Annotated in this window: 26 protein-coding genes; 8 read left to right on the forward strand and 18 right to left on the reverse strand. The window is 65.0% G+C overall.

From position 1 onward, the window contains the following. Nucleotides 1–43: 43 nt before the first annotated feature. From J2W94_RS10845 to glyQ, 3 genes are read right to left on the reverse strand one after another with little or no spacing between them, the layout of a single operon-like run. On the reverse strand, nucleotides 44–409 hold the full coding sequence (locus tag J2W94_RS10845; RefSeq protein WP_310093074.1) for a cupin domain-containing protein: 366 nt from the start codon (nucleotides 407–409) through the stop codon (nucleotides 44–46). Next, the gene (locus J2W94_RS10850) at nucleotides 406–1,047 is read right to left on the reverse strand and encodes a glutathione S-transferase family protein (protein ID WP_310093077.1); all 642 of its coding nucleotides are present in this window, start codon (nucleotides 1,045–1,047) and stop codon (nucleotides 406–408) included. The genes J2W94_RS10845 and J2W94_RS10850 overlap by 4 nt, the downstream gene beginning before the upstream one ends. Beyond that, nucleotides 1,044–1,952, reverse strand: a complete 909-nt coding sequence (glyQ, locus tag J2W94_RS10855) for a glycine--tRNA ligase subunit alpha (RefSeq protein ID WP_310093079.1) — start codon at nucleotides 1,950–1,952, stop codon at nucleotides 1,044–1,046. The genes J2W94_RS10850 and glyQ overlap by 4 nt, the downstream gene beginning before the upstream one ends. 86 nt (nucleotides 1,953–2,038) lie before the next feature. Between glyQ and J2W94_RS10860 the strand changes: the two genes are divergently transcribed. Together J2W94_RS10860 and J2W94_RS10865 are read left to right on the forward strand one after the other, a co-directional pair. Continuing rightward, on the forward strand, nucleotides 2,039–2,764 hold the full coding sequence (locus tag J2W94_RS10860) for a glutamine amidotransferase (protein ID WP_310093081.1): 726 nt from the start codon (nucleotides 2,039–2,041) through the stop codon (nucleotides 2,762–2,764). 51 nt (nucleotides 2,765–2,815) lie between these two features. Beyond that, nucleotides 2,816–3,694: a BPSS1780 family membrane protein gene (locus J2W94_RS10865; RefSeq protein WP_310093083.1), complete on the forward strand. Its 879-nt coding sequence runs from the start codon at nucleotides 2,816–2,818 to the stop codon at nucleotides 3,692–3,694. 3 nt (nucleotides 3,695–3,697) lie between these two features. On the opposite strand, the gene tatC is transcribed toward J2W94_RS10865, so the two are convergent. The 4 genes from tatC to J2W94_RS10885 form a co-directional block, all read right to left on the reverse strand. Next, nucleotides 3,698–4,450 (reverse strand): twin-arginine translocase subunit TatC, encoded by a 753-nt coding sequence (gene tatC, locus J2W94_RS10870; protein WP_310093085.1) that lies wholly within the window; start codon nucleotides 4,448–4,450, stop codon nucleotides 3,698–3,700. After that, nucleotides 4,431–4,826 carry a Sec-independent protein translocase protein TatB gene (gene tatB, locus J2W94_RS10875; protein WP_310093087.1) on the reverse strand — a complete coding sequence of 132 codons (396 nt, stop codon included), beginning with the start codon at nucleotides 4,824–4,826 and terminating at the stop codon, nucleotides 4,431–4,433. The genes tatC and tatB overlap by 20 nt, the downstream gene beginning before the upstream one ends. 37 nt (nucleotides 4,827–4,863) lie before the next feature. Continuing rightward, nucleotides 4,864–5,100, reverse strand: coding sequence for a Sec-independent protein translocase subunit TatA (tatA, locus tag J2W94_RS10880; protein WP_310093089.1), 237 nt, complete (start codon nucleotides 5,098–5,100; stop codon nucleotides 4,864–4,866). Between the two features lie 94 nt (nucleotides 5,101–5,194). Next, nucleotides 5,195–6,085, reverse strand: coding sequence for a lipid-binding SYLF domain-containing protein (locus J2W94_RS10885; RefSeq protein WP_310093091.1), 891 nt, complete (start codon nucleotides 6,083–6,085; stop codon nucleotides 5,195–5,197). A gap of 175 nt (nucleotides 6,086–6,260) precedes the next feature. Between J2W94_RS10885 and hemH the strand changes: the two genes are divergently transcribed. Together hemH and J2W94_RS10895 are read left to right on the forward strand one after the other, a co-directional pair. Further along, complete coding sequence (gene hemH, locus J2W94_RS10890) at nucleotides 6,261–7,241, forward strand: ferrochelatase (protein WP_310093093.1); 981 nt, start codon at nucleotides 6,261–6,263, stop codon at nucleotides 7,239–7,241. A 10-nt stretch (nucleotides 7,242–7,251) separates the two neighbouring features. Further along, nucleotides 7,252–8,100 carry an alpha/beta fold hydrolase gene (locus J2W94_RS10895; protein ID WP_310093097.1) on the forward strand — a complete coding sequence of 283 codons (849 nt, stop codon included), beginning with the start codon at nucleotides 7,252–7,254 and terminating at the stop codon, nucleotides 8,098–8,100. An 86-nt stretch (nucleotides 8,101–8,186) separates the two neighbouring features. On the opposite strand, the gene J2W94_RS10900 is transcribed toward J2W94_RS10895, so the two are convergent. The 4 genes from J2W94_RS10900 to ttcA all read right to left on the reverse strand — a co-directional run bounded on the left by J2W94_RS10900 (nucleotide 8,187) and on the right by ttcA (nucleotide 11,491). Further along, nucleotides 8,187–8,768, reverse strand: a complete 582-nt coding sequence (locus J2W94_RS10900) for a hypothetical protein (RefSeq protein ID WP_310093099.1) — start codon at nucleotides 8,766–8,768, stop codon at nucleotides 8,187–8,189. 83 nt (nucleotides 8,769–8,851) lie between these two features. Next, a complete protein-coding gene (locus J2W94_RS10905; protein ID WP_310093101.1) occupies nucleotides 8,852–9,655 on the reverse strand; it encodes a SprT family zinc-dependent metalloprotease in 804 nt (267 codons plus the stop codon). Nucleotides 9,656–9,695: 40 nt separating this feature from the next. Then, nucleotides 9,696–10,601, reverse strand: a complete 906-nt coding sequence (locus J2W94_RS10910; protein WP_310093103.1) for a recombination-associated protein RdgC — start codon at nucleotides 10,599–10,601, stop codon at nucleotides 9,696–9,698. A 56-nt stretch (nucleotides 10,602–10,657) separates the two neighbouring features. After that, complete coding sequence (gene ttcA, locus J2W94_RS10915) at nucleotides 10,658–11,491, reverse strand: tRNA 2-thiocytidine(32) synthetase TtcA (RefSeq protein ID WP_310093105.1); 834 nt, start codon at nucleotides 11,489–11,491, stop codon at nucleotides 10,658–10,660. A gap of 67 nt (nucleotides 11,492–11,558) precedes the next feature. Between ttcA and J2W94_RS10920 the strand changes: the two genes are divergently transcribed. Together J2W94_RS10920 and J2W94_RS10925 are read left to right on the forward strand one after the other, a co-directional pair. Continuing rightward, nucleotides 11,559–11,765 (forward strand): YdcH family protein, encoded by a 207-nt coding sequence (locus J2W94_RS10920; protein WP_310093107.1) that lies wholly within the window; start codon nucleotides 11,559–11,561, stop codon nucleotides 11,763–11,765. Between the two features lie 343 nt (nucleotides 11,766–12,108). After that, nucleotides 12,109–12,843, forward strand: a complete 735-nt coding sequence (locus J2W94_RS10925; protein ID WP_310093109.1) for an N-acyl amino acid synthase FeeM domain-containing protein — start codon at nucleotides 12,109–12,111, stop codon at nucleotides 12,841–12,843. A gap of 174 nt (nucleotides 12,844–13,017) precedes the next feature. Here the strand turns inward: J2W94_RS10925 and plsB are convergent, their stop codons facing one another. The 4 genes from plsB to J2W94_RS10945 all read right to left on the reverse strand — a co-directional run bounded on the left by plsB (nucleotide 13,018) and on the right by J2W94_RS10945 (nucleotide 18,678). After that, nucleotides 13,018–15,657 (reverse strand): glycerol-3-phosphate 1-O-acyltransferase PlsB, encoded by a 2,640-nt coding sequence (gene plsB, locus J2W94_RS10930; protein ID WP_430540586.1) that lies wholly within the window; start codon nucleotides 15,655–15,657, stop codon nucleotides 13,018–13,020. Nucleotides 15,658–15,745: 88 nt separating this feature from the next. Next, entirely contained in the window at nucleotides 15,746–16,732 is a 987-nt protein-coding gene (locus J2W94_RS10935) for a hypothetical protein (protein WP_310093112.1), read from the reverse strand. A 309-nt stretch (nucleotides 16,733–17,041) separates the two neighbouring features. After that, entirely contained in the window at nucleotides 17,042–17,758 is a 717-nt protein-coding gene (gene pyrF / locus J2W94_RS10940; RefSeq protein WP_310093114.1) for an orotidine-5'-phosphate decarboxylase, read from the reverse strand. Next, entirely contained in the window at nucleotides 17,755–18,678 is a 924-nt protein-coding gene (locus tag J2W94_RS10945) for a 5'-nucleotidase, lipoprotein e(P4) family (protein WP_310093116.1), read from the reverse strand. Before J2W94_RS10945 ends, pyrF begins: the two co-directional genes overlap by 4 nt. 223 nt (nucleotides 18,679–18,901) lie before the next feature. Between J2W94_RS10945 and J2W94_RS10950 the strand changes: the two genes are divergently transcribed. After that, nucleotides 18,902–19,570, forward strand: coding sequence for a YceH family protein (locus tag J2W94_RS10950; protein WP_310093118.1), 669 nt, complete (start codon nucleotides 18,902–18,904; stop codon nucleotides 19,568–19,570). On the opposite strand, the gene J2W94_RS10955 is transcribed toward J2W94_RS10950, so the two are convergent. From J2W94_RS10955 to J2W94_RS10965, 3 genes are read right to left on the reverse strand one after another with little or no spacing between them, the layout of a single operon-like run. Next, nucleotides 19,567–20,103 carry a DinB family protein gene (locus J2W94_RS10955; RefSeq protein WP_310093119.1) on the reverse strand — a complete coding sequence of 179 codons (537 nt, stop codon included), beginning with the start codon at nucleotides 20,101–20,103 and terminating at the stop codon, nucleotides 19,567–19,569. The genes J2W94_RS10950 and J2W94_RS10955 overlap by 4 nt on opposite strands. Before the next feature lie 13 nt (nucleotides 20,104–20,116). Beyond that, nucleotides 20,117–20,503 (reverse strand): hypothetical protein, encoded by a 387-nt coding sequence (locus J2W94_RS10960; protein ID WP_310093121.1) that lies wholly within the window; start codon nucleotides 20,501–20,503, stop codon nucleotides 20,117–20,119. A gap of 53 nt (nucleotides 20,504–20,556) precedes the next feature. Next, complete coding sequence (locus J2W94_RS10965; RefSeq protein WP_310093123.1) at nucleotides 20,557–22,542, reverse strand: UvrD-helicase domain-containing protein; 1,986 nt, start codon at nucleotides 22,540–22,542, stop codon at nucleotides 20,557–20,559. A 244-nt stretch (nucleotides 22,543–22,786) separates the two neighbouring features. On the opposite strand from J2W94_RS10965, the gene J2W94_RS10970 reads away from it, so the two are divergent. After that, nucleotides 22,787–23,416 (forward strand): thymidine kinase, encoded by a 630-nt coding sequence (locus J2W94_RS10970; protein WP_310093125.1) that lies wholly within the window; start codon nucleotides 22,787–22,789, stop codon nucleotides 23,414–23,416. The last annotated feature ends 5 nt before the right edge of the window (nucleotides 23,417–23,421 follow it).

Consider the following 23,421-nt stretch of genomic DNA (forward strand, 5'->3'; position numbering starts at 1 on the left):
GCGGAGTCAACGGAGTCCGAACCATCACGATTTCACCGGACCCTCACCCCAACCCCTCTCCCGGTGGGAGAGGGACTCTTGTGTGTTCACCACCCTCGGGGCCATAAAAGATCACCCAGGTGGCGAAGTCGTCGCTGAAATTCTCGAAACGGTGTTCGACGCCGGCGGGTACGAACAATAGTTCGCCGGGTTCGAAAGGCTTGCGCTGTCCGTCGTTGACGAACTCGCCGACTCCCGACACCACCACGTAGACCTCATCGCGCGTGTGCGGCGTCTGTGTGTCCTGACCAATGGGCCGGTACATCTCCACCGACAGCGAGCCATGCGTGAGCAGTTCCACGAAAGGCAGGTTGTCCTCGCGGCGGGCCAGCGCGGCCAAAGCGTGGTGGGGAGTCAGCCGTTCTTTCATGGCAGCGGTGCGGGAGTGGGCGCATCGAACGGCAGGTGGAATTGCCGGAACACCGGCAACGCCTCGCAGCGATCCACATGCGCCTGCAGCGCCGGATAGACGGAAAGATCCAGCGGCACCGCTTCGCGCAGGTAGGTGCCGTTGCAGCCGACGGTGATGTCGGCCAGCGTCATCGCATCGCCTACCAGCCATTGGCCGGCACGTTCGCCGCAATGCTTGTCCAGCGCGAACAGCGCGCCCTGCGCCTGCACCAGGCAGCGATCGGTCCAGGGTGCGTGGCGTTTTTCTTCCGGGCGGAACACGCGCTCGATCACCATCAGGATGCCCTTGTCGACGGCGCCGGTGGCCAGGCCGATCAGGCGCAGCGCCTGTCGCCGCGCGTCGCCGTCGCTGGGCAGCAGTGCGCGTTGCGGGCCGGCCAGCGTGTCCAGGTAATCCAGGATCAACGCGGATTCGGCCAGCACTTCGCCCGAGTCCAGCACCAGCGCCGGCACGCGGCCGATCGGGCTGTATTCGCGGATACGGTCGAAATCCTTGCCGACCGACCAACTGCGGTGCTCGAACGGCAGACCGAGCAAGGTCATGGCGATGGCGACGCGCCGCACGTAGGGCGAATCGAACATGCCGATCAGGATCATGCGCCGGCATCCTTCGCTGCGCGCAGCCCCGGGAAGCCGAGCTTCTCGCGCTGCGCGTAGTAGGCCTCGGCCACCGCCTGCGCCAGCTTGCGCACGCGCAGGATGTAGCGCTGGCGTTCGGTGACGGAAATCGCGCGGCGCGCGTCCAGCAGGTTGAAGCAGTGGCTGGCCTTGCATACCTGTTCGTAGGCCGGCAGCGGCAGGCCGGCTTCGACCAGCTTCACCGACTCGGCCTCGCAGGCGTCGAAACGATGGAACAGTTCGGCGACGTCGGCCACTTCGAAGTTGTAGGTGCTCTGCTCGACTTCGTTCTGGTGATAGACGTCGCCGTAGGTCACCACGCCCTGCGGACCTTCGGTCCAGACCAGATCGTAGACGTTATCCACGTTCTGCAGATACATGCACAGGCGTTCCAGGCCGTAGGTGATCTCGCCCAGCACCGGGCGGCATTCCAGACCGCCGGCCTGCTGGAAATAGGTGAACTGGGTGACTTCCATCCCGTTCAACCACACTTCCCAGCCCAGGCCCCAGGCACCGAGAGTCGGCGATTCCCAGTTGTCCTCGACGAAGCGCAGGTCGTGCACGCGCGGATCGATGCCCAGCGCCTTCAACGAATCCAGATACAGCTCCTGGATATTGTCGGGGTTGGGCTTCATCACCACCTGGTACTGGTAGTAATGCTGCAGGCGGTTGGGGTTTTCGCCGTAGCGACCATCGGTCGGGCGCCGGCAGGGCTGCACGTAGGCCGCGCTCCACGGCTCCGGGCCGAGGGCGCGCAGGAAGGTGGCGGGATGGAAGGTGCCGGCGCCGACTTCGATGTCGAGCGGCTGGATCAGCACGCAGCCCTGGGCCGCCCAGTAGGCGTTGAGGGTCTGGATTAATCCCTGGAACGTTGGACCTGTCATCGCTTTTTTATTGCACTGCGGAAAAGCGGGCTAGTATAAGGGGAAGCCCCTGATGCTCCTTAAGTTTTGCGCCTTTGGACGTTGCCGTGAAAGCCCCCTTCCTGATCGTCGAAACCGGCCAGCCGGCCCTGCGGCTTAGGCGATATGGCCGCTTTCCGCATTGGATCCGCGTGGCCGCCGGGCTGGAGGCCAGCGAAGCGGTGGTGGTGAACGTGGAGCGGGGCGACGCGCTGCCGCGGCGAGAGGGTTTCGCCGGGGTGATCGTCACCGGCTCGGCGGCCATGGTCACCGACAAGGCCGACTGGAGCGAACGCAGCGCCGACTGGCTGCGCGACGCCGCCCATGAAGGCATGTCGCTGCTGGGCATCTGCTACGGCCACCAGTTGCTGGCGCATGCGCTGGGCGGCGAAGTGGCCGACAACCCGGCCGGTCGCGAATCGGGCACAGTGCGCATCGATCTGCATCCGCCGGCCCAGGAAGATCCGCTGTTTTCCAGCATGCCGCTGACCTTCGCCGCCCATTCCACCCACGTGCAGACCGTATTGCGGCCGCCCGAAGGCGCCACCGTGCTGGCCAGATCGGAACAGGACGGTTGCCATGCCTTCCGCTGGCGCGACCGGGCCTGGGGCGTGCAGTTCCATCCCGAGTTCGCCACCCACCACATGCGCGGCTATGTCGCCTTTCGCGGCGAAGAGTTGAAGAAAGCCGGCCGCTGCCCGACCACCATCGCCCGCGACGTGACGGCGGCGCCGCAGGCGCGCAAACTATTGCGGCGCTTCGTCAAGCATGCGCGCGGTTTGCACGCACGCTGATTTCGCGGCGGCCCCCTTAAAAAATCCCCCAAGACCATCGGAAAACCCTGGATGTCGATTATCAACAAAGTGCCGGCCGGTGCCGGCGCGGAATGGCTGCTGGGCGCATTCGCGCTGATCCGCAAGGCGCCGCTGGCGCTGGGATTGCTGGGTGTGATCTGGGGGATGCTGTCGATGCTCGCGGTGCAGACGATGGCGCTCAACGTGACCTTCGGATTGCTTATGCAGCTCGCGCTGGCCTTGCTGGGCCCGTTGTTGTTCGCGGGCATGCTCTGGGCGGTGCGCGAGGTCGACGAAGGCCGTGCGGCCGCGCCTTCCCACCTGTTCCACGCGGTGCGCAGCGAATACGCCGCAAGCCTGCTGGCCACTTTGCTGCCGCAACTGATCGCCGCCCTAGTGTTGGGCATTCTGCTGGTGGCGATGATCGGTCCGAGCGACCTGCAGAAACTGGCCGACGTGGTGGCCAAACTGCAGGAAACGGCGCAGGCGGGCGGACAACCGGATCCGGAGCTGATGCGCGGCCTTCCTGTCGGCCGGTTGTTTTTGTGGTTGCTGATGTTGTTTGCCGCGGTGATCGCGATGAGCTTGGTCACTTTCGTGGCCGTACCCGATATTGTCTTCGGCGGCAACGGCGGGTTCGCCGCCATGCGCAACAGCTTTCGCGCCTGCGTGCAGAATCTGCCGGCGATGCTGGTGTTCTACGTGCTGCTGTTCATCGCGCTGTTCGCGCTCAGCATCGGTATCCAACTGCTGGCCATGGTGGTGCAGCTGGTGGCCGGACCGACCGTCGGAATGTGGGTAGCCAACTTGTTGCTGATGGCGGTGCTGATGCCGCTGATGGCCGGCGCCGTGTTTTACGCCTGGCGGCAGATGCTGGGTAGTAGCGAGACCGTGGATGCCGCCGCTATGTCGACGCACCTCGAAGCCTGATTCTTACAAGGATTCCTTGGTTTCGCGCGGGGTAATCCATTTCGACGCGATGATCCCGGCTTCGTACAGCAGGTACATCGGGATGGCGAGCAGCAACTGCGAGACGACATCCGGCGGCGTGATGACCGCCGCCAGTACGAAGATGCCGACCAGCGCGTAGCCGCGCGCTTCCTTCAACTGCGCCGGCGTCACCCAGCCCAGCAGCACCAGGATCACCAGCGCCACCGGCAGCTCGAAACTCGCGCCGAAGGCCAGGAAGATCACCAGCACGAAATCCAGATAGGCGCTGGCGTCCGGAGTGACCGAGATGACTTCCGGAGTGAAGTTGATCACGAACTTGAACAACGACGGCAGCACCAGAAAGTAGGCGAAGGCGCAGCCCGCGTAGAACAGGGTCACCGCCGAGGCTAGCAACGGAAGCGCCAGCCGCCGCTCGCGCTGATACAGGCCCGGCGCCACGAACGCCCACGCCTGGTACAGCAACCAGGGCGCGGAGACGAACAGCGCCACGAAGAACGCCAGCTTCACCGGCGCGATGAAACCGCCGGCCGGATCGGTCGCGATCATCGACTGCCCCACCGGCAGACGCGCGATCAACGGCTCGGCGATCCAGTTGTAGAGCTTGCTGGTGAAGGGCAGCAGCCCCAGCAGCACCACGAATACGCCGGCCAGCCCGCGCATCAGTCGCGTGCGCAGCTCGATCAGGTGGCTGAGCAGGCTGGATTCGGAATTGGACTCAGGCGTTTCGCGGTTCATCGCTCTCGCCTTCCTGCGGCTTCGATGGGGGCGCGGGCGCGGGTTCTTCGGAGACCGGCGCCGGCGCGGCGCCCGAACCATCCGGCTGCTGCACCGAAGCCCGCATCTGTTCGAACTCGCGCCGCGCTTCGGCGCCGCTGTCGCGGATTCTCTGCTCGGTGTCCTGCAGGGCCGACTGCGCATCGTGCAGGCTGCGCTTGAGTTCTTCGGCGGTCAGCTCGCGTTCCAATTCGTCTTTCACCGAATTCCACTGGGTGCGCGCACGGCGCACCCACATGCCGGCCATGCGCGTGACCTTGGGCAGCCGCTCGGGGCCGAGCACGATCAAGGCGATGATGGCGATGAAGAAAAGTTCGCCGCTGCTGATGCCGAACATGGCCGGGTCTAGCCTCTATAGGCCTGGGTCCGGGGAATCAACGCGCGTCGCGGTCGCGTTCCTTCGACTCGCCGGCTTCTGTGGAACGCGTTTCTTCGCTGCGCGACTGATCGCCCAGCTGGCCGTTGGGCTTGTCCTCGTCCTTCATGCCCTTCTTGAAGCCCTTGACCGCTTCGCCCAGATCCTGGCCGGCGTTGCGCAGGCGCTTGGTGCCGAAGACCAGCAGCACCACCACCAGCACGATGATCCAATGCCAGATGCTCAAACCGCCCATGATTATGTTCGCCGAATAGTGAGGGGGATCAGGATAACGCAGCTTGCGGGTCGGCGACTGCGAACAACTGCGAAAAGCCCGACCCGCAATCGGCTCATGGCGTGGTCGGAAGCGGTTCGCTGCGGATCTCGCCCTCGACTACGGGCTGGAAACCCTGCGGCTGGGCTTCGGTGGTCGTTGGCGCGGGTTCCGCCGGCTGAGTGGCCGACGATCCGGTGACGGTAACCGGCGCGGCCATCGGACCCGCCGGCTCGGACGGCTCGTCGCGGCGCGCGGCGCGGGCGATCGCGGTGGCTTCCTCCAGCTGGTCGCGGAAGCCGACCACGGCGTCGGAAGGAATCCCGGCGCGGCTTTCGAAAATGGCGCGCGGAGTGGCCGCGCTGCCGTACACTGCCACGTTGGCGTCGTCGTCGATCTGCAGCACCGCCCCATCCAGGGCCACGCCGGCGAACAGCCCGCGCGCGCGCGACCACGACCAGATCTCCGCCTTCAACTGGCCATCGGTGGAAGCCGAAGCGTTGCGGCCGACCGGACCGGCGGCCACGCCGGCATCGGCGCCCAGAGTGATCTTGCCGTTGACGATGTTTTCCAGATTGCGGTCGTTGCGGAACACCAACACCACATCGGAGGACTGCACACCGGCCTGGAAGCCGATGCTGCCGCCGGTGAGCTTGACGAACACCGGTTGCGACCAGCTGCCATCCGGATTCTTGACCGACATCAGCCCATGGCCGCGGCGCCCGCCGATGACCAGTCCGACCTTGAGCGTGTCGGGAATCACGACCACCGCGCGGCCTTCATCCAGCAGCTTGTCGGGAATGCCCTGTTCGGGAATCTTCTGGATTTCGCTGAGCACGCGCACCGCATCGTTGGCGCGCTTGTCCTCTTCGGTGCCGGCCAAGGCCTGGCCTGCGAATACGCTCACTGCCAGCAGCAGGGCAAGGCGCGGAAGACGCGATCCTATGAGGGGACGAAAGGCAGACATGGAAGACTCCGGGAGGTGGATGCAGAGGCGAGGTTGTGCAGCAGGAAGGCGCGCTAACGCCTTGATAGTGCAGCCCCGAAAACCCGAGCCTAGTCGCGACATGGTGAATCCTCGATGAGTTTTCCGGTCGCTCGCCGTCGGCTCGTGCGCGCGACCCTTCTGTCATCATGTGGCGATGCCAGAAACGCTGCACAGTCCGCCCCACAGCCCGCCACGGATCGCCCTGGTGGTCGCCAATCTCGGCACCCCGGATGCGCCGACGGCCAAGGCGGTGCGGCGGTATCTGGCCGAATTCCTGCACGATCACCGCGTGGTCCAGCTGAGCCGTTGGATCTGGTGTCCCGTATTGCATTTCCTGATCCTGCCGCTGCGCGGTCCCAAGGCGACAAAAAAATACGCAGCCATCTGGTTGCCGGAAGGTTCGCCGCTGGCCGTCTACACCCAGCGCCTGGCGACGGCGATTCAGTCGCGATTGCCCGCCTGGCGGGTACTGCCGGCGATGCGCTACGGCAACCCGGCGTTGAAACGAGTGCTGCGGGAGTTGCATGAGGAAGGCTTCGAGAAAGTGGTGGTCCTGCCGCTGTATCCGCAGTACTCCACCACCACCACCGCGTCCATCGAAGATGTGGTGGCCAGCGAGTCGAAAGGGCTCTCGGTGAGCCTGGTCGAGGACTATTCGACCGACCCGCGCTGGATCGCCGCGGTCGTCGATTCCATCCGCAGTTGGCGCGCGCGGCACGACGCCGGCGAGCATTTGTTGTTCTCCTTCCATGGCCTGCCGCAACGCATCGCGGACAACGGCGACCCGTATCCGCAGCGCTGCGCGGCCAGCGTGCAGGCGATCGCCACCGCGCTGGGGCTAGCGCCAACCGAGTGGACGCTGACCTTCCAGTCCCGTTTCGGCAAGGAGCGCTGGCTGGCGCCGGCCACCGATAAGGTGCTGGACGAACTGGCCGCGCGCGGTCTGCGTCGGGTCGACGTAGTCTGTCCTGGCTTCGCCGTCGACTGTCTGGAAACCCTGGAAGAAGTAGCGATGCAGTTCGCCGAAGGTTTCGCGGCAAAGGGCGGCGAACTCCGCTACATCCCTTGCCTCAACGAGTCCGATGCACATGCCGAAGCGCTAGCAGCACTGGCCCAGCGCGCAGCGCAGGGATGAGGGCCCAGGGATGAACCTAGAGGAGATCGGCTTCGATATTCCGTTCGGACGCATCGCCGGCTTGCGTAGCGGAACCACGGGCGGTCCGAAAGTATTGGCGCTGCACGGCTGGCTGGACAATGCGGCCAGCTTTCTGCCGCTGGCGTCCCAGTTGCCGGCATTGGACTTGGTGATGTTGGATTTACCGGGTCACGGCCGCAGCGGACATCTGGGACCGGGCGCGGACTACAACCTGCTGGTGACGCTGAACGCAGTGCTGGATGTCGTCGACGCGCTGGGCTGGGAACGCTTCGCGCTGCTCGGACACTCCATGGGCGCGGGCATCGGCAGCATTCTGGCGGCATCGCTACCGCAACGGGTCGAACGGCTGGTCGCCATCGAAGCGCTGGGCGCGTTGGCCGAAGCGCCCGAACGCACCGCGCAGCGGCTGCGGGACGGAGTGGCCGCTGCGCGGGCGCTGCCGGCGAAGAAGTTGCGCGTATTCCCCGATCTCGGCGCACCGGTGCGCGCGCGCATGCAGGCCAATCAGCTCAGCGAAGCGAGTGCGCGGTTGCTGGTGGAGCGGGGCGTGACGGCGGTGGACGGCGGCTTCGTCTGGAGCAGCGACCCACGCCTGACCCTGCCCGCATTGCAGCGCATGACCGAAGCGCAGGTGCGCGCGTTGATTGCGGCGATCGACTGCCCCGTGCGGGTGATTTTCGCCGATCCGGCGCAGACCTATTTGCCGGAACCTTTGCGCAGCGAACGCGCCGCCTTGTTGCCGCAGGGCGAGCTGACGGTACTGCCGGGAATCCATCACCTGCACATGGAAGCGCCAGTCGAAGTGGCGCACGCCATCGGCGGATTCTTCGGCCCCTAGATCACCGGTTTAGTAAGTCGGGGCTACGCCCCCGACGCGCGCACAAGGGGGTCGTGCGTCGGGGGCGTAGCCCCGACCTACCGGGATCAGTTTCCCCGGCTGGCCTGCTGGAATGTCCGCACCAGATCCAGGTCCTGCTTGCGGATCGGCGCGCCGCTTTCTTTCCACCAGCCCCGGATCAGGCTTTCCAATTCCGGGTCGGCCTGGGCGGCGCGCACCAGCGAAGCGATCTCCTCGGCGCAGACAGGACTTTCGTCCTCACGCACGTACTTGGCCAGATCGCCCGTCTGGGGATCCATCATGCCGGCCAGCAGAACGCAGCCCACCAACAGACCGGCGAAGCTCACGCAGAATCCCGACAACAGCAGGAACTGCTGGCTAAGTAGGTTGCCCGCCACGCTGACGGCGATACCGGCCGCAATCAAACCGATCGCCAGCAGGCCGTGCATCGGCCGACCGGCGCTAAGGGCTGCCCTGCGGCGGTCGCGCGCCAGCAGATGAAGGTGTTCCTGGGTAATGCCCGCGCGGCCGCGCAGGGCGGCGCGCGCGGCGATGAGCTCGCGGGATTCCTGCTTGAGGCTCTGCAGCGGCACGGACCAGTAAGGCTTGCTCGTCGCCGGCGACGACCGAACGCGATCCATCCAATGGCTGTTGGCATTCACGGACATGCTGATATCCCCGATAAGAACCGTGCGCTAAAGCACGATTATTGCGGGAGGAAATCCCATTCCCTGTTCGCCAAACCGCAACCTCAGGTTGCGTCCGTTGCCTGTCCCGACAACAACGCGCGCAGGCTCCCCTTCAATTTGCGGCCTTCGGCATGGAAGTATTCGCGTTCGCCGCGCCAGGCCGGGAAACGCGCCTCCACTTCGCGCCAGAAGTTGCGGGAATGGTCGGCATGGAGCAGATGGCACAGCTCATGCACCAGCACGTACTCGAATGCGGATTCCCGGCCCAGCACCAGCGCCAGGTCCAGCGCCAGCGAACCGTCCGGGCTCAACGAACCCCATTGCGACGACATCACCTTCAGGCGCAGACGCGTCGGCGCGCGCGGCAGCGAGGGCAGGTACTTGGGCAGCCAGCGGCCGATATCCGTGCGCGCTTCGGCCTCGTAGAACTCGCGCAGCGCGCGCCGCAGGGTGGCGTCGCTGGCACGCGCGGGCGCGTGGAAATGGAGAGCGTGTTCGCTGAGGGAAAGCCGGGCGTAACGCCCTTCATGCCAGAGCAGCGGAACCGATTCGCCACGCAGCGGCAGCGCGGCGGTCGTTTCGCGGACCAGCAGCGGAAGCGTGTCGTGGCTGGTGTAGATCTCGAGCTGCGCCAGCAGCCACTGACGGTGCTCCAGCAGGAATCGGTCGCCGGACACCAGGCTGGCGCGCGCCGGCAGGGTCAGGCGCGCGCCGCGTTCGTCCACGCTGAGTTTGATGCGCTTGGCGCGAGGATCGCGGACGCGCTTGATGTCGACCCGTTGCCCCTGTTCCAGGGTCAGCGTCACCACGTCGCGCTCCAGCGTTTGCGGGCGCGAAGAGATCAGACGGCGGAGCAGACTCTGCATGCCTGCAGGATAGCGTCGCGGAGGTGAACGTTGCGACCCATCAGGCCTCGGCCTTGCTCAATTTCAAGGCCGTCTCCAGCACCGCGAACAGGCGCTTCACTTCGCCGCTCATCAGCGCGAAGCGCGCATCCAGCTCCGCGCGCAGGTCCTCGCGTTCAGTGTTCTCCAACTGGTCCACCGCGCCGTCCAGGAACTTGAGCTTGCGGATGATCAGGTCCTCGCCGAGCACGAAGGACAGGTGGTCGTCCAACGTCAGCGCCAGCTTGGTGACCTGCTTGCCTGCTTCCAGGTGCTTGGCGATCTCATCGCTCTGCAGGTCCTGGTTCTGGCACTTGACCACGGCGCCGCCGTCCATCGCGTCCTTCATCTCGCATTCCTCGCCCAGGGCCAGGCCTTCGGGCAGCGGTTCGCCGGCGATCCAGCCGGTCAGGATCGAGCGCGGAGCCACTTCCGCGTTCAACGGCAACGCGGGAAAGCTGCCCATCGCGTGGCGGATCTCGGAAACCACGTTTTCCGCGCTCTTGCGCGAAGAGCTGTCCACGGCGACGAAGCCGTGCTGCAGGTCCAGCAGCGCATCGGTGCGCGACGGCCGCACGAAGGCGCGCGGCAGCAATTCGTGCACCAAATCCTCTTTGATGCGTTTGCGGGTGCGTCCGCCGGGCTTGCGGCCTTCCTTCTGCTCGATCTCGGCCAGCTTCTTGCCCAGCAGATCGTTGACCACCGCGGCCGGCAGCAGCCGGTCTTCGCCGCCGACGGTCAGCCAGATGGAATCGCCGATGCGGTGCGAGAGTTCTTCGGAATCGCGGCCGAACGGCGAGACGAAGCCGCGTGAGGAGAGTTCGAGGGCGCCGACCGGCTTGAGCGGGACTTCGGCGATGAGGTTGTCGAGCTGGGAGAAATCGAGAGTGGTGGGGAAGCGGAACAGGGTCAGGTTGCGAAAGAACATCGAATATCCGGGAAATAGTGCGAAAAGGAAAAATCAGTTTTCTTTGACTGCGTATGTCACTGCGGGCGGCCCAAGCCAAGGAAATCGAACAGCTTCGGGTCAGCCAGCTGCGAGGCTTCCACCCGTCCCAGCGCGCGCGCTATCTGATCGATGCGCCCGGGCGTTTCGGCCTCCCACGCCGCCATCATCTTCTGCACTTGCTTGCGCTGCAGGTTGTCTTGCGAACCGCACAGGTCGCAGGGAATGATCGGAAAGGCCATGGCCTGCGCATGCAGGGCGATTTCCGCCTCGCTGACATAGGCCAGCGGGCGGATCACCACATGTCGCCCGTCGTCGCTGAGCAGCTTGGGCGGCATGGCGCTGAGTTTGGCGTGGAAGAACAGATTGAGGAAGAACGTGGCCACCCTGTCGTCGCGGTGATGGCCCAGCGCTATTTTCGTGAAGCCGTGGGCCGCGGCATGCGCGTACAGCGCGCCGCGCCGCAGCCGCGAGCACAAGGAACACATCGTGCGGCCTTCCGGAATCACCCGGCTGACCACCGAATAGGTGTCTTGCTCGATGATCTGGAAGGGCACGTCCAGGCTGCGCAGGTAATCGGGCAGCACGCCGGCGTCGTAGCCGGGCTGCTTCTGGTCCAGGTGCACGGCCACCAGCTCGAACGGCACCGGCGCCCTTTTCTGCAGTTGCAGCAGGATGTCCAGCAGGGTGTAGCTGTCCTTGCCGCCAGACAGGCAAACCATGACCCTGTCGCCGGCTTCGATCATGCCGTAGTCGGCGATGGCCTGGCCGACTTGCCGGCGCAGATGCAGCGCGCGCTTGCCATCCGCCCCTGCCGCAAGACGGGGGGCGGGATCGCGTAGTGGGGAAGGAAGGGGGCTGACGGCGGTCATCGACTGCGCCATTGTACCGGCCGCGTTCGCGGTGACGGGCGCCTCGCCTGCGGTGTACGCTGGCTGCGTGGAACCCCTGAGCCTTTCCGAAATCACCCGGCGCGTGTCCGAGCTTAAGCTCGAGCACCGCAATCTCGACGCCGAAATCGATCGCCTGATCGCCGATATCCAGGCCGACGAACTGTCCATCAAGCGCCTGAAGAAGCGCAAATTGTGGTTGAAGGACTGCATCTCGCGGCTGGAAAGCGCGCTGATCCCGGACGAGCCGGCGTAAAGGCCCCGCTCTGCCTCCTCCCTTGCGAAGCAGGGGAGGATTGAGGAGGGGTGCTTTTGATCTTGAGCTGGCTTGCTTCTGCTCTTGATGCTCATGCGCTGCGCCAAGAGCAACCCTCCCCTGCGCTACGCGCAAGGGAGGGGACGAACCCGCGGCTCGCTCCCCTCCCCGCCGTTGCTCTTACTGACGCGATGCGTCACTACCGGCTTTGCCAGCGCAATGGCGACTGCCGATAACCGGCCAGACAGGGAAGACACGCGGTCAAAACACGCTTTCCGGGGTTGGCCCGATGTTTGCGTAACTGTGAACAGAAGCTCGTTTTCTTCTGTTTCCAGGATTTGCAGTGAATGACCACGTGGCACCTATTCCTACGCTGACCGCCGGCTACGACCTTGCCGGCCGCGAGCTGCCGCGCGCGCCGAGGTCGTCGCGGGGCGGCGAGCCCTTGCGGGTGCGGCGCATCCAGCCGGGGGAGCCGCTGGGCGATGTGCAGAGACTGCGCCGCGAGGTGTATTTCCAGGAGCAGGGAAAGAACGACAAGCAGCACAGCCGGCGCGTCTCGGACGGACTGGATACCAGCGGCACGGTCGTGGTGGTGGAGGAAGGCCGACTGGCGGTCGCCACCCTGCGCCTGCACGACTTCGGCTCCCCGGCGGTCCAGGTCGAATACGGCAGCCTGTTCCAGATCGACCGTTTCGCGCGCACCTGGCCGCTGGAGCGGGTGGCGGTGTGCACCCGTTTCGCGGTGCAGGCCGAGCGGCGCGCCAAGGCCGTGGTCGATGCGCTGGTGGAGGAAACCTACCACCATGCCCACGAACACGGCATCCAGTTCGGCCTGATCGCCTGCCAACCCTTCCTGCACGGCGTGTTCGAACATTACGGTTTCCGCGAATACCTGCCGCCAGTAGTGCTGCCTTCCGGCTTGGCCCTGCTGCGCATGGGGCTGGTGGTCGACGCGGCCGTGTTGTTGCGCGAATGCGATTCGCCGTTGTTGCCGCTGGTGCGCAACCCGGTCGCGGGCAATGCCGCGCAAGGGTGGCTGACGCGCACGTTCCCGGAAAAGAGTTCCGCGCTTTAGATTAGATAAGCGTCCCTGTTTTGCCCCCTCCCTTGCGAAGCAGGGGAGGGCTGGGGAGGGGTGCCTTTGATTTTGGTTTTGCTTTTGATACTTGGCTGCAACCCGCGAAAAGCACCCCTCCCCAACCCTCCCCTGCGCTGCGCGCAAGGGAGGGGGCAGAGCACGCGACGGCGTTCAGTCCTGCGCCGCGGCCTCGACCTCGACTTCGGGCTTCGCCGCTTCCGGACTCACCCGCTCGATGGTGTGGCGCAGCTCCCGGCCCAGGATCACCTTGGCGTCCTTGGCCCAGGCGTCGAGGCGTTCGTCGAACATCAGCTTGCTGTTCTCGTCCGGCCACACCAGCTTCAGTTCGCGCAACTTCTGGATGAAGCCGCGGAACAGGGTCTTGTCGAAGAATTCCGGCGCCGCCGGCGCGTACAGCAGGCTCAGACGCTGCGCCGACTGCTGGCACAGGCTTTCCAGTTCCGCCGCGCCCAGTACGCCCGGGCCGTTCTTCACCAGCACGCTGATGGCGATGTAGTAGCGCTCGAACGCCTGCTGCAGGGAGTGGCCGATGGCGCGCAGGCGGAACACTTCGTCGGTCTGGCCGGCGTTGCGTTGCAGGATGCCGCCGTCGTCCTCGTTCACCTGCTCCAGCAGACCCTCGCGCACGAATACGTCGATGGTCCGGTCGATGCGTTCGGCGAATTCGTCCTCGCTCCACGGCAGGAACAGTTCGGCCTGCAGGAACGGATACAGCGAACGTCCCAGCTTCATCACCCGCCCGCGGACCATGCGCCGGTTGGTCTGGAAACAGCAGGCGATCCAAGCCGCGGCGGTGAACAGGTGCAATACGTTATTGCGGTAGTAGCTCATCAGCACCGCGGTGTCTTCGCTGACCACGTCCAGCACGTCGCCCAACGGATGCTTGATGCGTTGCAGGACGTTGATGTCCAAGCCGTGGGCGATAATGCGTTCGGGCGTATGCGGGGTAACGGTGACGCGGTCCGAATACGGCATCTCCACCAGCAGCGTCTTGCACAGCTCGATCTGCGCGACCAGGTCGGCTTCGCCCATCGCATGCTTGGGTGTGGACAGCAAGGCGAGCGCCAGCAGGTTGATCGGATTGACGTCGGCGGCGGCGTTGATGCGCACGTTGATCTGATCGGCCAGCGCGTCGATGGTGTCCGACAGCCACGCGGGCTTGTCTTCTTCGCCCAGCGCTTCGCCATTCCATTCCGGCGCATGCTTGGCCAGCACCTCGCTGAGCGGAATGGCCTCGCCGAAATTCACCACCACCTGGCCGTAGTTCTGCCGCAGCACTTTGGGGATGCCCCACAGCAGCGCCCAGATGGATTCCTTTTCCTTGGGCCGGCCGCTGAGTTCGTCCAGGTAGCTGTTGCCCTCCAGCAGCTTCTCGTAGCCGATGTACACCGGCTGGAACAGCACCGGCTTCTTCGGCTGGCGCAGGAACGCGCGCACCGTCATCGAGATCATGCCGCCCTTGGGCTGCAGCAGCCGGCCGGTGCGCGAACGCCCGCCTTCGATGAAATATTCCAGCGAATAGCCGCCCGATACCAACTGCGCCACGTACTCGGTGAACACCGCCGAGTACAGCGGATTGCCGCGGAAACTGCGGCGCATGAAGAACGCGCCGCCCTTGCGCAGCAGGGTGCCGATCACCGGCAGATTGAGGTTGATGCCGGCGGCGATGTGCGGCGGCACGATGCCGCGTTCGTACAGCAGGTACGACAACAACAGATAGTCCATGTGGCTGCGATGACAGGGCACATAAACCACTTCGTGGCCGGGCGCCGCTTCTTTGAACTTGTCCAGGTGATGGACCAGCACGCCGTCGTAGATGCGGTTCCACACATGGGTCAGCAGGAAGCTGGCCGAACGCACTACCGGGTTGGAATAGTCGGCGGCGACTTCCCAGGCGTAGGCATGGGCTTTCTTCCACGCGTCCTCGGGCTTGATGTTGTCGCGCTTGGCCTGGGTGGCGATGGCCTCGCGCACCGGCTCTGCGGCCAGCACCTGGTCCACCAGCAGGCGACGGGTGGACAGGTCGGGGCCGATCACCGCTTCGCGGATGCGATGGAAGTGGGTGCGCAGCACGCGCGAGAGTTTGCGCACGGTGCGTTCGGGCGGCAGGTCCTCGGCGATGCTTTCGCGGATGGAGACCGGTGCGGCGAAACGCACGATGGTGTCGCGGCCGTTCAACAGGATCGCCAGCAGGCGGCGAAAGCGCCCCACGATGGCCCAGTTTTCCGAGAACAGCACCGAGAACCAGCCGCTGGCCTTGTCCGGCGAGCGACCGACGAAGATCGACACCGGCACCAGCTGCACGTCCAGCTCCGGATTGGCGCGATGGGCCTGCAGCAGGCGGGCGAGCGAACCGGAGTGGGTCTTGGTGCTGCCGGGCTCGGGGGCAGTCAACACACCCAGCGCGGGCGCGCCGGCATTGCGTCGCGACAGCGCCACATAGGCGCGCTTGCGGCCCAGCGGATCGCCGGGCAGCGGGGAGAGCGGCGAGGGCATGCCCGCATCGCGGCAAGCGCGGTCCAGGATCAGGGCGTTGGACAGTCCGTAATCCTCCAGCACATAGCAGACCGGGCGGCCGTCCATGTACTGGCGCGGATCTTCCGGCTCGATGCTGGGCGTGAGCCAGGGATCGGCCAGCTTGCTCATCAGGTTGGCCCAGAGCGGGCGTTTGGCCGGGCGCGCGGTAGGACGTGGGCCCGCAGAGAAGGGCTCCAGCGGCGGTTTGGGCTCTGGTGCAGGCTCGGACGGCGGCGGTGCGTCCGGAAACGGCAGGGGGTTTTGTTCAGGCATCGGCGACATTATGGCCTAGCGACCTGCCAACGCCATCGCGTCTGCATGTGGGAGCGGCGGGTGGGAGCGGCGTCCCGCGGCGAGCTTTCTAGTGGATCCGCGCGAAGAGCTCGCGGCGGGACGCCGCTCCCACCGCCGCTCCCGCAGATCCGGATGCTGGAGGCGGTACCTGGGCGCCAGGACCGATCTGCGATTCGGAGGCTTCTTCCGCCGGTGGGGCCAGCGCCTGCTCCGCATGGCGCAGGTAGTCGGTCAGATACCAGCGGCCCGCCCGCCGCTCCAGGCTGACCACAGTATCGATTTCGCGGTCGTCCAGCTTGCCGTCGCCCAGTGTGTAGTGGACGCGGACGCGCGCTTGGTCGCCCTTTTGTTCCACTACCTCGGTGCGCAGCTCGGAAAAGCTTCGGTCCAGAGACAGGCCATAGCCGGCCAGCAGTGTCTTGGCCTGGGCGAAAAACGGCGACAACCGCTGCAAGCTTCCGGTCATTCCGGCGGCGCGGAAACTTTCCTCATCGGTCAGCCCGGTCTTGCGCGCGGCGGCGACCAACGGCGGAATCGCCGCCAGGCCGCGCCTGGAATCCGACAACGGCGCCTTCTGCGCCCATTCGCTCAGGGCTTGGATCATCTGCGCGTAGTGCGCGCGCTCCTCATCGGTGAACACGCCTTCGCGCTTGACGTACTGCACGCCGAACAGGCCCAGCGAGCGCGCCGCATCCTTCAGGTCCTTGTCCTGATTGGCGAAGTTGCGCTTGAAGGCCTGCTGCAGCTGGCGTTCCGAATCCGGCGCCGCCAACGCCGACAACATAGGTTCCAACTGGTCGTCCAGCGGCAGCTCGGTCAGCGGCCAGCGACTGCGTCCTTCGCGCCAGGCGGTTTCCAAACGCGCGTAGTCGGCGGGCGGGACCGCAGCCCGGGCGAAGCCGGCAAGATCGTTTTCGTGCAGGCGCTGGACCAGCTGTTGGACCGCGCCAGCAGGTCCGCTGGTGGCCGGCCGCGGTGCGGCCGGCTCTTGCTCGCACGCAGCCAGCAGCAGCAAGCCGCACAACGGCAAGGCAAGCAAAATCCATCTGGACATGCTGGATATGGGCAGGCGCGACGGCATAAGCAGGGGTTCCCCGAACCAGCCGCATCTTGCTTTCTCCCCCCGCCACCGGCAAGCACCGGTTTCACGCTGCTGAAGTCTGTTGGCTTGGCAGCGCCTTCGAGCAAGCATAAAAAAGAGGCCATGCTTTCTCGCGAAAGCAGAGGGCCTCTAAAACCGGCCGAAGCCGGAGACATTGTTGTGGCACATTTCCGGCCGAAACCGGACGCGGCCATGTTAAATCCCGTTAACAGTTAATGCAATGCTTTAATTAAAAGCATGTAATTATCTGATTTATATAAATTAAATGGTCGTAATCTCGGCCTGAATCGCTTCCGCGGCGGCGCGCGGATCGCTCGCCTTGCTGATTGGGCGTCCGACCACGATGGCGTCGGCGCCGCGCTGGAAGGCTTCGGCCACGCCGACGGTACGTTTCTGGTCGTCGCCGACCGGGCCGCCAGGACGGATACCGGGACAGACGATGGAGAAGCCGGGGCCGCAGGCGGCGCGGATCACACCTGCTTCCTGCCCCGAGGCAATGACTCCATCGATCCCGGAAGCCTGGGCAGAAAGAGCCCGTTGAACGACGATGTCGGCCGGTTCGCCGGAAATGCCCATCTGTTGCAGGTCCTTACCATCCATGGAAGTCAGCACGGTGACGGCGAGCAGGCGCAAGTCGCCGCTGCGGGCCTCGGCCGCCGCCTGCATCATCCCGGCATGCCAGCCGTGGACGGTGGCGAAGGTGACCGGCCAGCGCGACAGGCCCCCGATCACCCCGGCCACCGTGGCCGGGATATCGAAGAACTTGAGGTCGACGAAGATTCGCTTGTCCCGGCGCGCCAGTTCGTCCAGTACGGTGAAGTAATCGCCGGAGGCCAGCAGCTCCATGCCGATCTTGTAGAAGCTCACCGAATCCCCCAACCGGTCCACCCAGGCCAGCGCCTGCTCCCGATCAGGCGCATCCAGCGCGAAGATCAGGCGTTCGCGCTGACCGAGCTGCAATTTGTCGCGGCCGCTCATGGCGCGTAGTCCAGCGCATCGCGCTTGGCCTGGCGACGCGCTTCCTTCGGCTGCGCCCATTCGTTGTTGAACAGGGCCGGTTCCCACGAACCGTAAGTGGGATTAGGCAGCATCCACCAGCGTTCGCCGAACCAGTCGTTGTATTCGTCGTACAACCGGTCGCGGTCCTGGCGGGTGTTGGACACCACCTGCACGAAATCGCCGATCTGATCGCCGAACTGCATCAACACCCGGTATTTCTGTCCGGCCAGCTTGCGCCGGCAGTTCTTCTCGCTGCCGTTCTGCTCGCAATCCTTGACGAAGGTGCCCAGGCCCAGGAACACGCTGTCGTCGGCTACCGGCAGGCCTGCGGCCTTGAGGTTGGCCAAGGTGGCTTCCTTCAGATGCTCAGCACGATTGGAGATGTAGAGGAGGGTCACGCCCTTGGCATTGGCGGCTTTGGCGAAATCGACCACGCCTGGCACCGGCTTGGCTTTCTTTTCCGCCACCCACTGCGCCCAGGTGACTTCGTCGTAGTCCGCGCCGTCGCGGATCAGCCGCGCCTGGTAGGGCGAGTTGTCCAGCACGGTCTCGTCCACGTCCATCACCACCGCCGGCTTCAGGCCGCTGGCGCGGCTTTCATCCAGCGTGTATCCGCGCTCTTCCGGCACCAGCGCATCCCAGTTCTTTTCCTTCAATGCCTTGTCCAAATGGTCGGCGGCGGCGCGATAGGTCTGCTCGCTGAGGGCCTTGTACTCCACCGAGGTCTGTACCCAGGCCACGGCGTTGAGGTTGTCGTGGGCGGGATTCGATGCGGCGGGCGCAGTCGCGGGAGTGGGCGATTCGGCCGGTGCCGCCGGCGCTGCGGCGGCTGGCGTCTCGACGCGCTTGCAGGCGGACAGGGTCAGAGCGGTGCAGACGGCAAGGACGAGCAGGCGCATGGAGTGCGTTCGATCAGGCGGCGATCCGCGAAGTTTACCGGTTGCCGATGACAACCACCCGCAGCGGACTGTCGTGGGAGAAGGTTGTCGTGGGAGCGGCCTCCGGCCGCGAGCGCTTGCTTCAAGTCCCTTGAGCCCGACAGGAAAATCAAAAGCTCGCGGCCGGAGGCCGCTCCCACGTTCCCTCCGTTATTCTTGTCCGCTGTTCGAAGGAGGCATACCCATGGATACGACCGACCAAGCTTCCGCCCTGGTGCTAACCGCAGCCGAGGCGCGCGTCCTTGGCTGCCTGATCGAGAAAGAAGCCACCACGCCCGATGCTTATCCGCTGACCGTCAACGCGGCGCAGGTGGCGGCGAACCAGAAAACCGCGCGCGATCCGGTGATGGCGTTGAACGTGGGCGATGTGAACCACGCGCTGCGTCAGTTGGAGCAGAAGGGGTTGGCCAAGCAGGTGTTCTCCTCGCGTGCCGAACGTTACGAGCACCGCGCCGATAAGGCCTTGGACCTGTCCAAGCAGCAGCTCACACTGGTGGGCGTATTGCTGTTGCGCGGTCCGCAGACCGTGCACGAACTGCTCGCGCGCAGCGAGCGCCTGGCGTCGTTCAACGATGCCGAGGACGTACGCCATCACCTGGATCGGCTGATCCAGCGCCAGCCTGCACTGGTCCAGCAGATTCCGCGCGGTCCCGGCCAGCGCGAGGACCGGTACGTGCATCTGCTGAGCGGGGCGATCGACGTGGCGGCGGTGACGGCGCGCATCGCTTCTTCTTCATCCTCGTCCGAGGCGTCTTCACCCGCGCTGGAGGCGCGAGTGCAGGCGCTGGAGAACGAAGTGGCGGAGTTGCGCGCGGCGGTGGCGGCGCTGACCGGCAGAACCGATCAGGCTTAGGTTTCGTCCGCAAGCAGCGCGCGCAGATCGGTTTCCCCCACGTCGACGCCCGCCTGGGAAAGCAGCGTGGTCACCTGACCCCGATGATGGGTCTGGTGGTTGAAGAAATGCATGGCCAAGCCGGCGAAGCGCTTGCGAAAACGGTCGCCGCGCGTGTTGGCGTATTCCAGCACGTGCTCGAGATGTTCGGCCTGCAGAGCGTTGGCCCAGGCCACTATCACTCCGTCCAACCAGACGCGCTGCTCGCGCAATCGTGCGAAGTCCTGGTAAAGCGGCTGGTCGAGCGCGGTGGGAGTCTCGATGCCCTGCAGGCCGTCCAGCGCCGTATTCGCAGTGGGCAGTCGGGTGAAGCGCTTGAGCCAGATCAGGTCGGCCACCATCAGATGATTGAGGGTTCCCATGACCGACCCGAAGAATGCGCCGCGCTCCGCGGTAAGTTCCTGCGCCGGCAAGCGCGAAGCCGCAGCGTAGACTTTTTCGTTCATCCAGCGGTTGTAGTCCGCCATCTTCCGCATGTACTCGCAGGTGACCATGGCGATAGTCCGATCAGGCCGGACGCTTGCTGCTGCGCATGAGCAGCAAGCTTCCCAGCAAACTTCCCACCAGCGAACAACCCAGGCCCAGAGCGAGGGCGATCGCGATTTCGAACGGCCACAAGTTGTGCGTGGTGGCATCGGCCGCGACGTCCACGACGATCCGCACCAACACCGCCGTCGGAACGGCGGCGGCGATCAGCAGCCACACTTTCCAGAATCGCGCCAATCCGAAAGCGCGCGCCATCAACGCGACCACGGCGATGGCGACCAAGCCGGGCCCGTACAGGGAATCGGGTAGCGACACCTGCGCATAAGGCAGCTGCCAATAACGGAAACCCACGCCGACGAAGGCGATGAGGAAAGCGATCAGCAACCAGGCGGGACTGGATCGGGTCATGGATCGGCTCGGCTTCGGGATTGCCAGGGCAAGCCTAACGCCACAGGCACGGGTCAGTCGAACAACGCCTGGATCGCCGCCAGTCCGGCGCTCGCACGTTCCTTCTTGCTGGCCGCATCGGCTTCCGGATCGGCGCCGTCGCGCTGCAGTTCCGATTGCGGCAATTCGTCCAGAAAGCGGCTGGGTTTCAGGCGCACCTTTTCGCGGAACCTGCGCGTCTCGCGGCTGTGGCTGAGGTACAGACCCTGCTTGGCGCGGGTGATGCCCACATACATCAGACGGCGCTCCTCGGCCAGATTGCCTTCCTCCACGCTCATCTCGTGCGGCAAGGTGCCGTCCTCGCAGCCGACGATGAAGACATAGCGGAACTCAAGCCCCTTGGCCGCATGCAGGCTCATCAGCCGCACCTGATTGCCGCCGTCGTCCTTGTCGTTGCGCGAAAGCAGCGCCAGCTGCGCGGCCAGATCGCCGGCGTTGCCGCGACCCTCGCTTCTATGGGTATGTTCGAACCAGTCCGCCAGTTCATCCAGATTGGCGCGTCGACGCGCGAACGAAGCATCGTCCTTGCATTGCGCGCGGATCTCGGCGAGCAGACCGGAGCGTTCGCTCAGCCTCCGCACCAGCTCGGCGGCGGACAGCTGCGCCGAATAGGCGCGCAGGTCGCGCAGGATGTCGTTGAACGCGCTCAGTCCGTTGGCCGCGCGCGGCGGCAGCGCTTTCAACGCGCCCATCGATTCGGCGGCGCGCGACATCGGCAGGTGCGCGTGTTGCGCCATCTCCGCCAGCTTGGCAAGCGAAGTCGCGCCCACTTCGCGCTTGGGCGACTGCACCGCGCGCAGGAACGCCGCGTCGTCGTCGGGATTGACCACCAGCCGCAGCCATGACAGCGCGTCCTTCACTTCCTGACGTTCCAGAAACGCGGTACCGCCGGTCAGGTGGTAGGGAATGCGCAGCAGCTGCATCGCCTTTTCCAGCGGACGCGACTGGTGGTTGCCGCGGAACAGGATGCAGAAGTCGGTCCAGGCCGCATCGCGCGCGGTGTGCAGGTAGGAGATCTCGGCCGCGACCTTTTCCGCCTCGTGCTCGTTGTCGCGGCATTCCCATACACGGATGCGGTCGCCATCGGGCTGATCGCTCCACAACTTCTTGGGGTGCTCGTGCGGATTGTTGGCGATCAGGGTGTTGGCCGCGCGCAGCACGCGATTGCTGCAGCGGTAGTTCTGCTCCAGCTTGATCACCTGCAGCGCCGGATAGTCGCGCGCCATCTGCATCAGGTTGTCGGGATTGGCGCCACGCCAGGCGTAGATGCTCTGGTCGTCGTCGCCCACGCAGGTGAAGTCGCCGCGCGGGCCGGCCAGCACCTTCAGCAGGCGGTACTGTGCGTCGTTGGTGTCCTGGCATTCGTCCACCAGCAGGTAACCGATGCGCTCGCGCCAAGCGGCGGCGATTTCCGCATCGTGCTCCAGCACCTGCACCGGCAGACGGATCAGATCGTCGAAATCGACCGCATTGAAAGTGGTCAGGCGCGCCTGGTAACGCGCGTACAGCTTGGCCGCCTCCTGCTCGCGCGTGGCCTTGGACGCGGCCAGCGCTTCCTCGGGGGAAAGGCCGGCGTTCTTGGCGCGCGAGATCAGGTTCTTGGCCGCTTCCACCGCGTCGTTCTTCGCGCCGGGCATCAGATCCTTGATCTGCGCGTTGCTGTCGTCGGCGTCGAAGATCGAGAAACCGCGCTTCAGGCCGACCGAAGCGTGCTCGATCTGCAGGAAACGCAAGCCCAGCGCGTGGAAAGTGCAGATTGTCAGGCCTTCGGCCGCATCGCCCCTCAGCCGCTTGCCCAGGCGCTCACGCATTTCCTTGGCGGCCTTGTTGGTGAAGGTGATCGCGGCGATGCGTTTGGCCGGCATACGCCCGGAGGTGACCAGATGCGCGATCTTCTCGATGATGACGCGGGTCTTGCCGCTGCCGGCGCCGGCCAGCACCAGCAGGGGACCGTCGCAGTGCCGGACTGCGTCGCGTTGGGGTTGATTGAGGGAGTTCATGGAGGCGCGCATTGTAGCGGCGACGCCGGACTTGCGCTTCTGTTCTTGCTCGTCATTCCAGCGAAAGCTGGGATCCATTTTGATTTTGCTGTTGTTTTTCGACCACGGGCAAGGCAACAGCAAAATGGATCCCAGCTTTCGCTGGAATGACGGCAAAAGAAGGTACGCTTTCCCCGATTCCCGATTCCCGATTCCCGATTCCCGATTCCCGATTCCCGATTCCCGATTCCCGATTCCCGATCTTATGGCCAAGCTCTATTTCTACTATTCGGCGATGAACGCCGGCAAGACCACCACCTTGTTGCAATCGGCGCACAACTATCGCGAGCGCGGCATGCGCGTGGCGATCCTGACGCCCAAACTGGACCATCGCGCTGGCAGCGGGGTGGTGGCGTCGCGCATCGGTTTGAGCGCGGAAGGAGTGGCGTTCGACCGCGATGCGGATCTGGAGCTTTTGGTCGCCCGCGATATCGAGGCCAACGGCAAGCTCGATTGCGTGCTGGTGGACGAAGCCCAGTTCCTGACCCGTAGCCAAGTCTGGCAGTTGAGCGAGGTGGTGGACCAGCTGCGCATTCCGGTGCTGTGCTACGGGCTGCGCACGGATTTTCGGGGCGAGCTGTTCGAAGGCAGCCAGTACCTGCTGGCATGGGCCGATGAACTGACCGAAATAAAGACCATCTGCCACACCGGCAAGAAAGCCACCATGACCGTGCGCGTGGATGAGCAGGGGCATGCGCTGCAGGAAGGACCGCAGGTCGAAATAGGCGGCAACGAGCGCTACGTGTCGGTCAGCCGTGCCGAATACAAGAAGATCGCCCGCGGCGAGGGCCGCATCGATCCGTTGCAGACGCCATTCCCTTTTCCCAAGGAATAGCTCTT

This window comes from Pseudoxanthomonas sacheonensis (genome assembly GCF_031455975.1).
Taxonomy (GTDB): domain Bacteria; phylum Pseudomonadota; class Gammaproteobacteria; order Xanthomonadales; family Xanthomonadaceae; genus Pseudoxanthomonas_A; species Pseudoxanthomonas_A sacheonensis_A.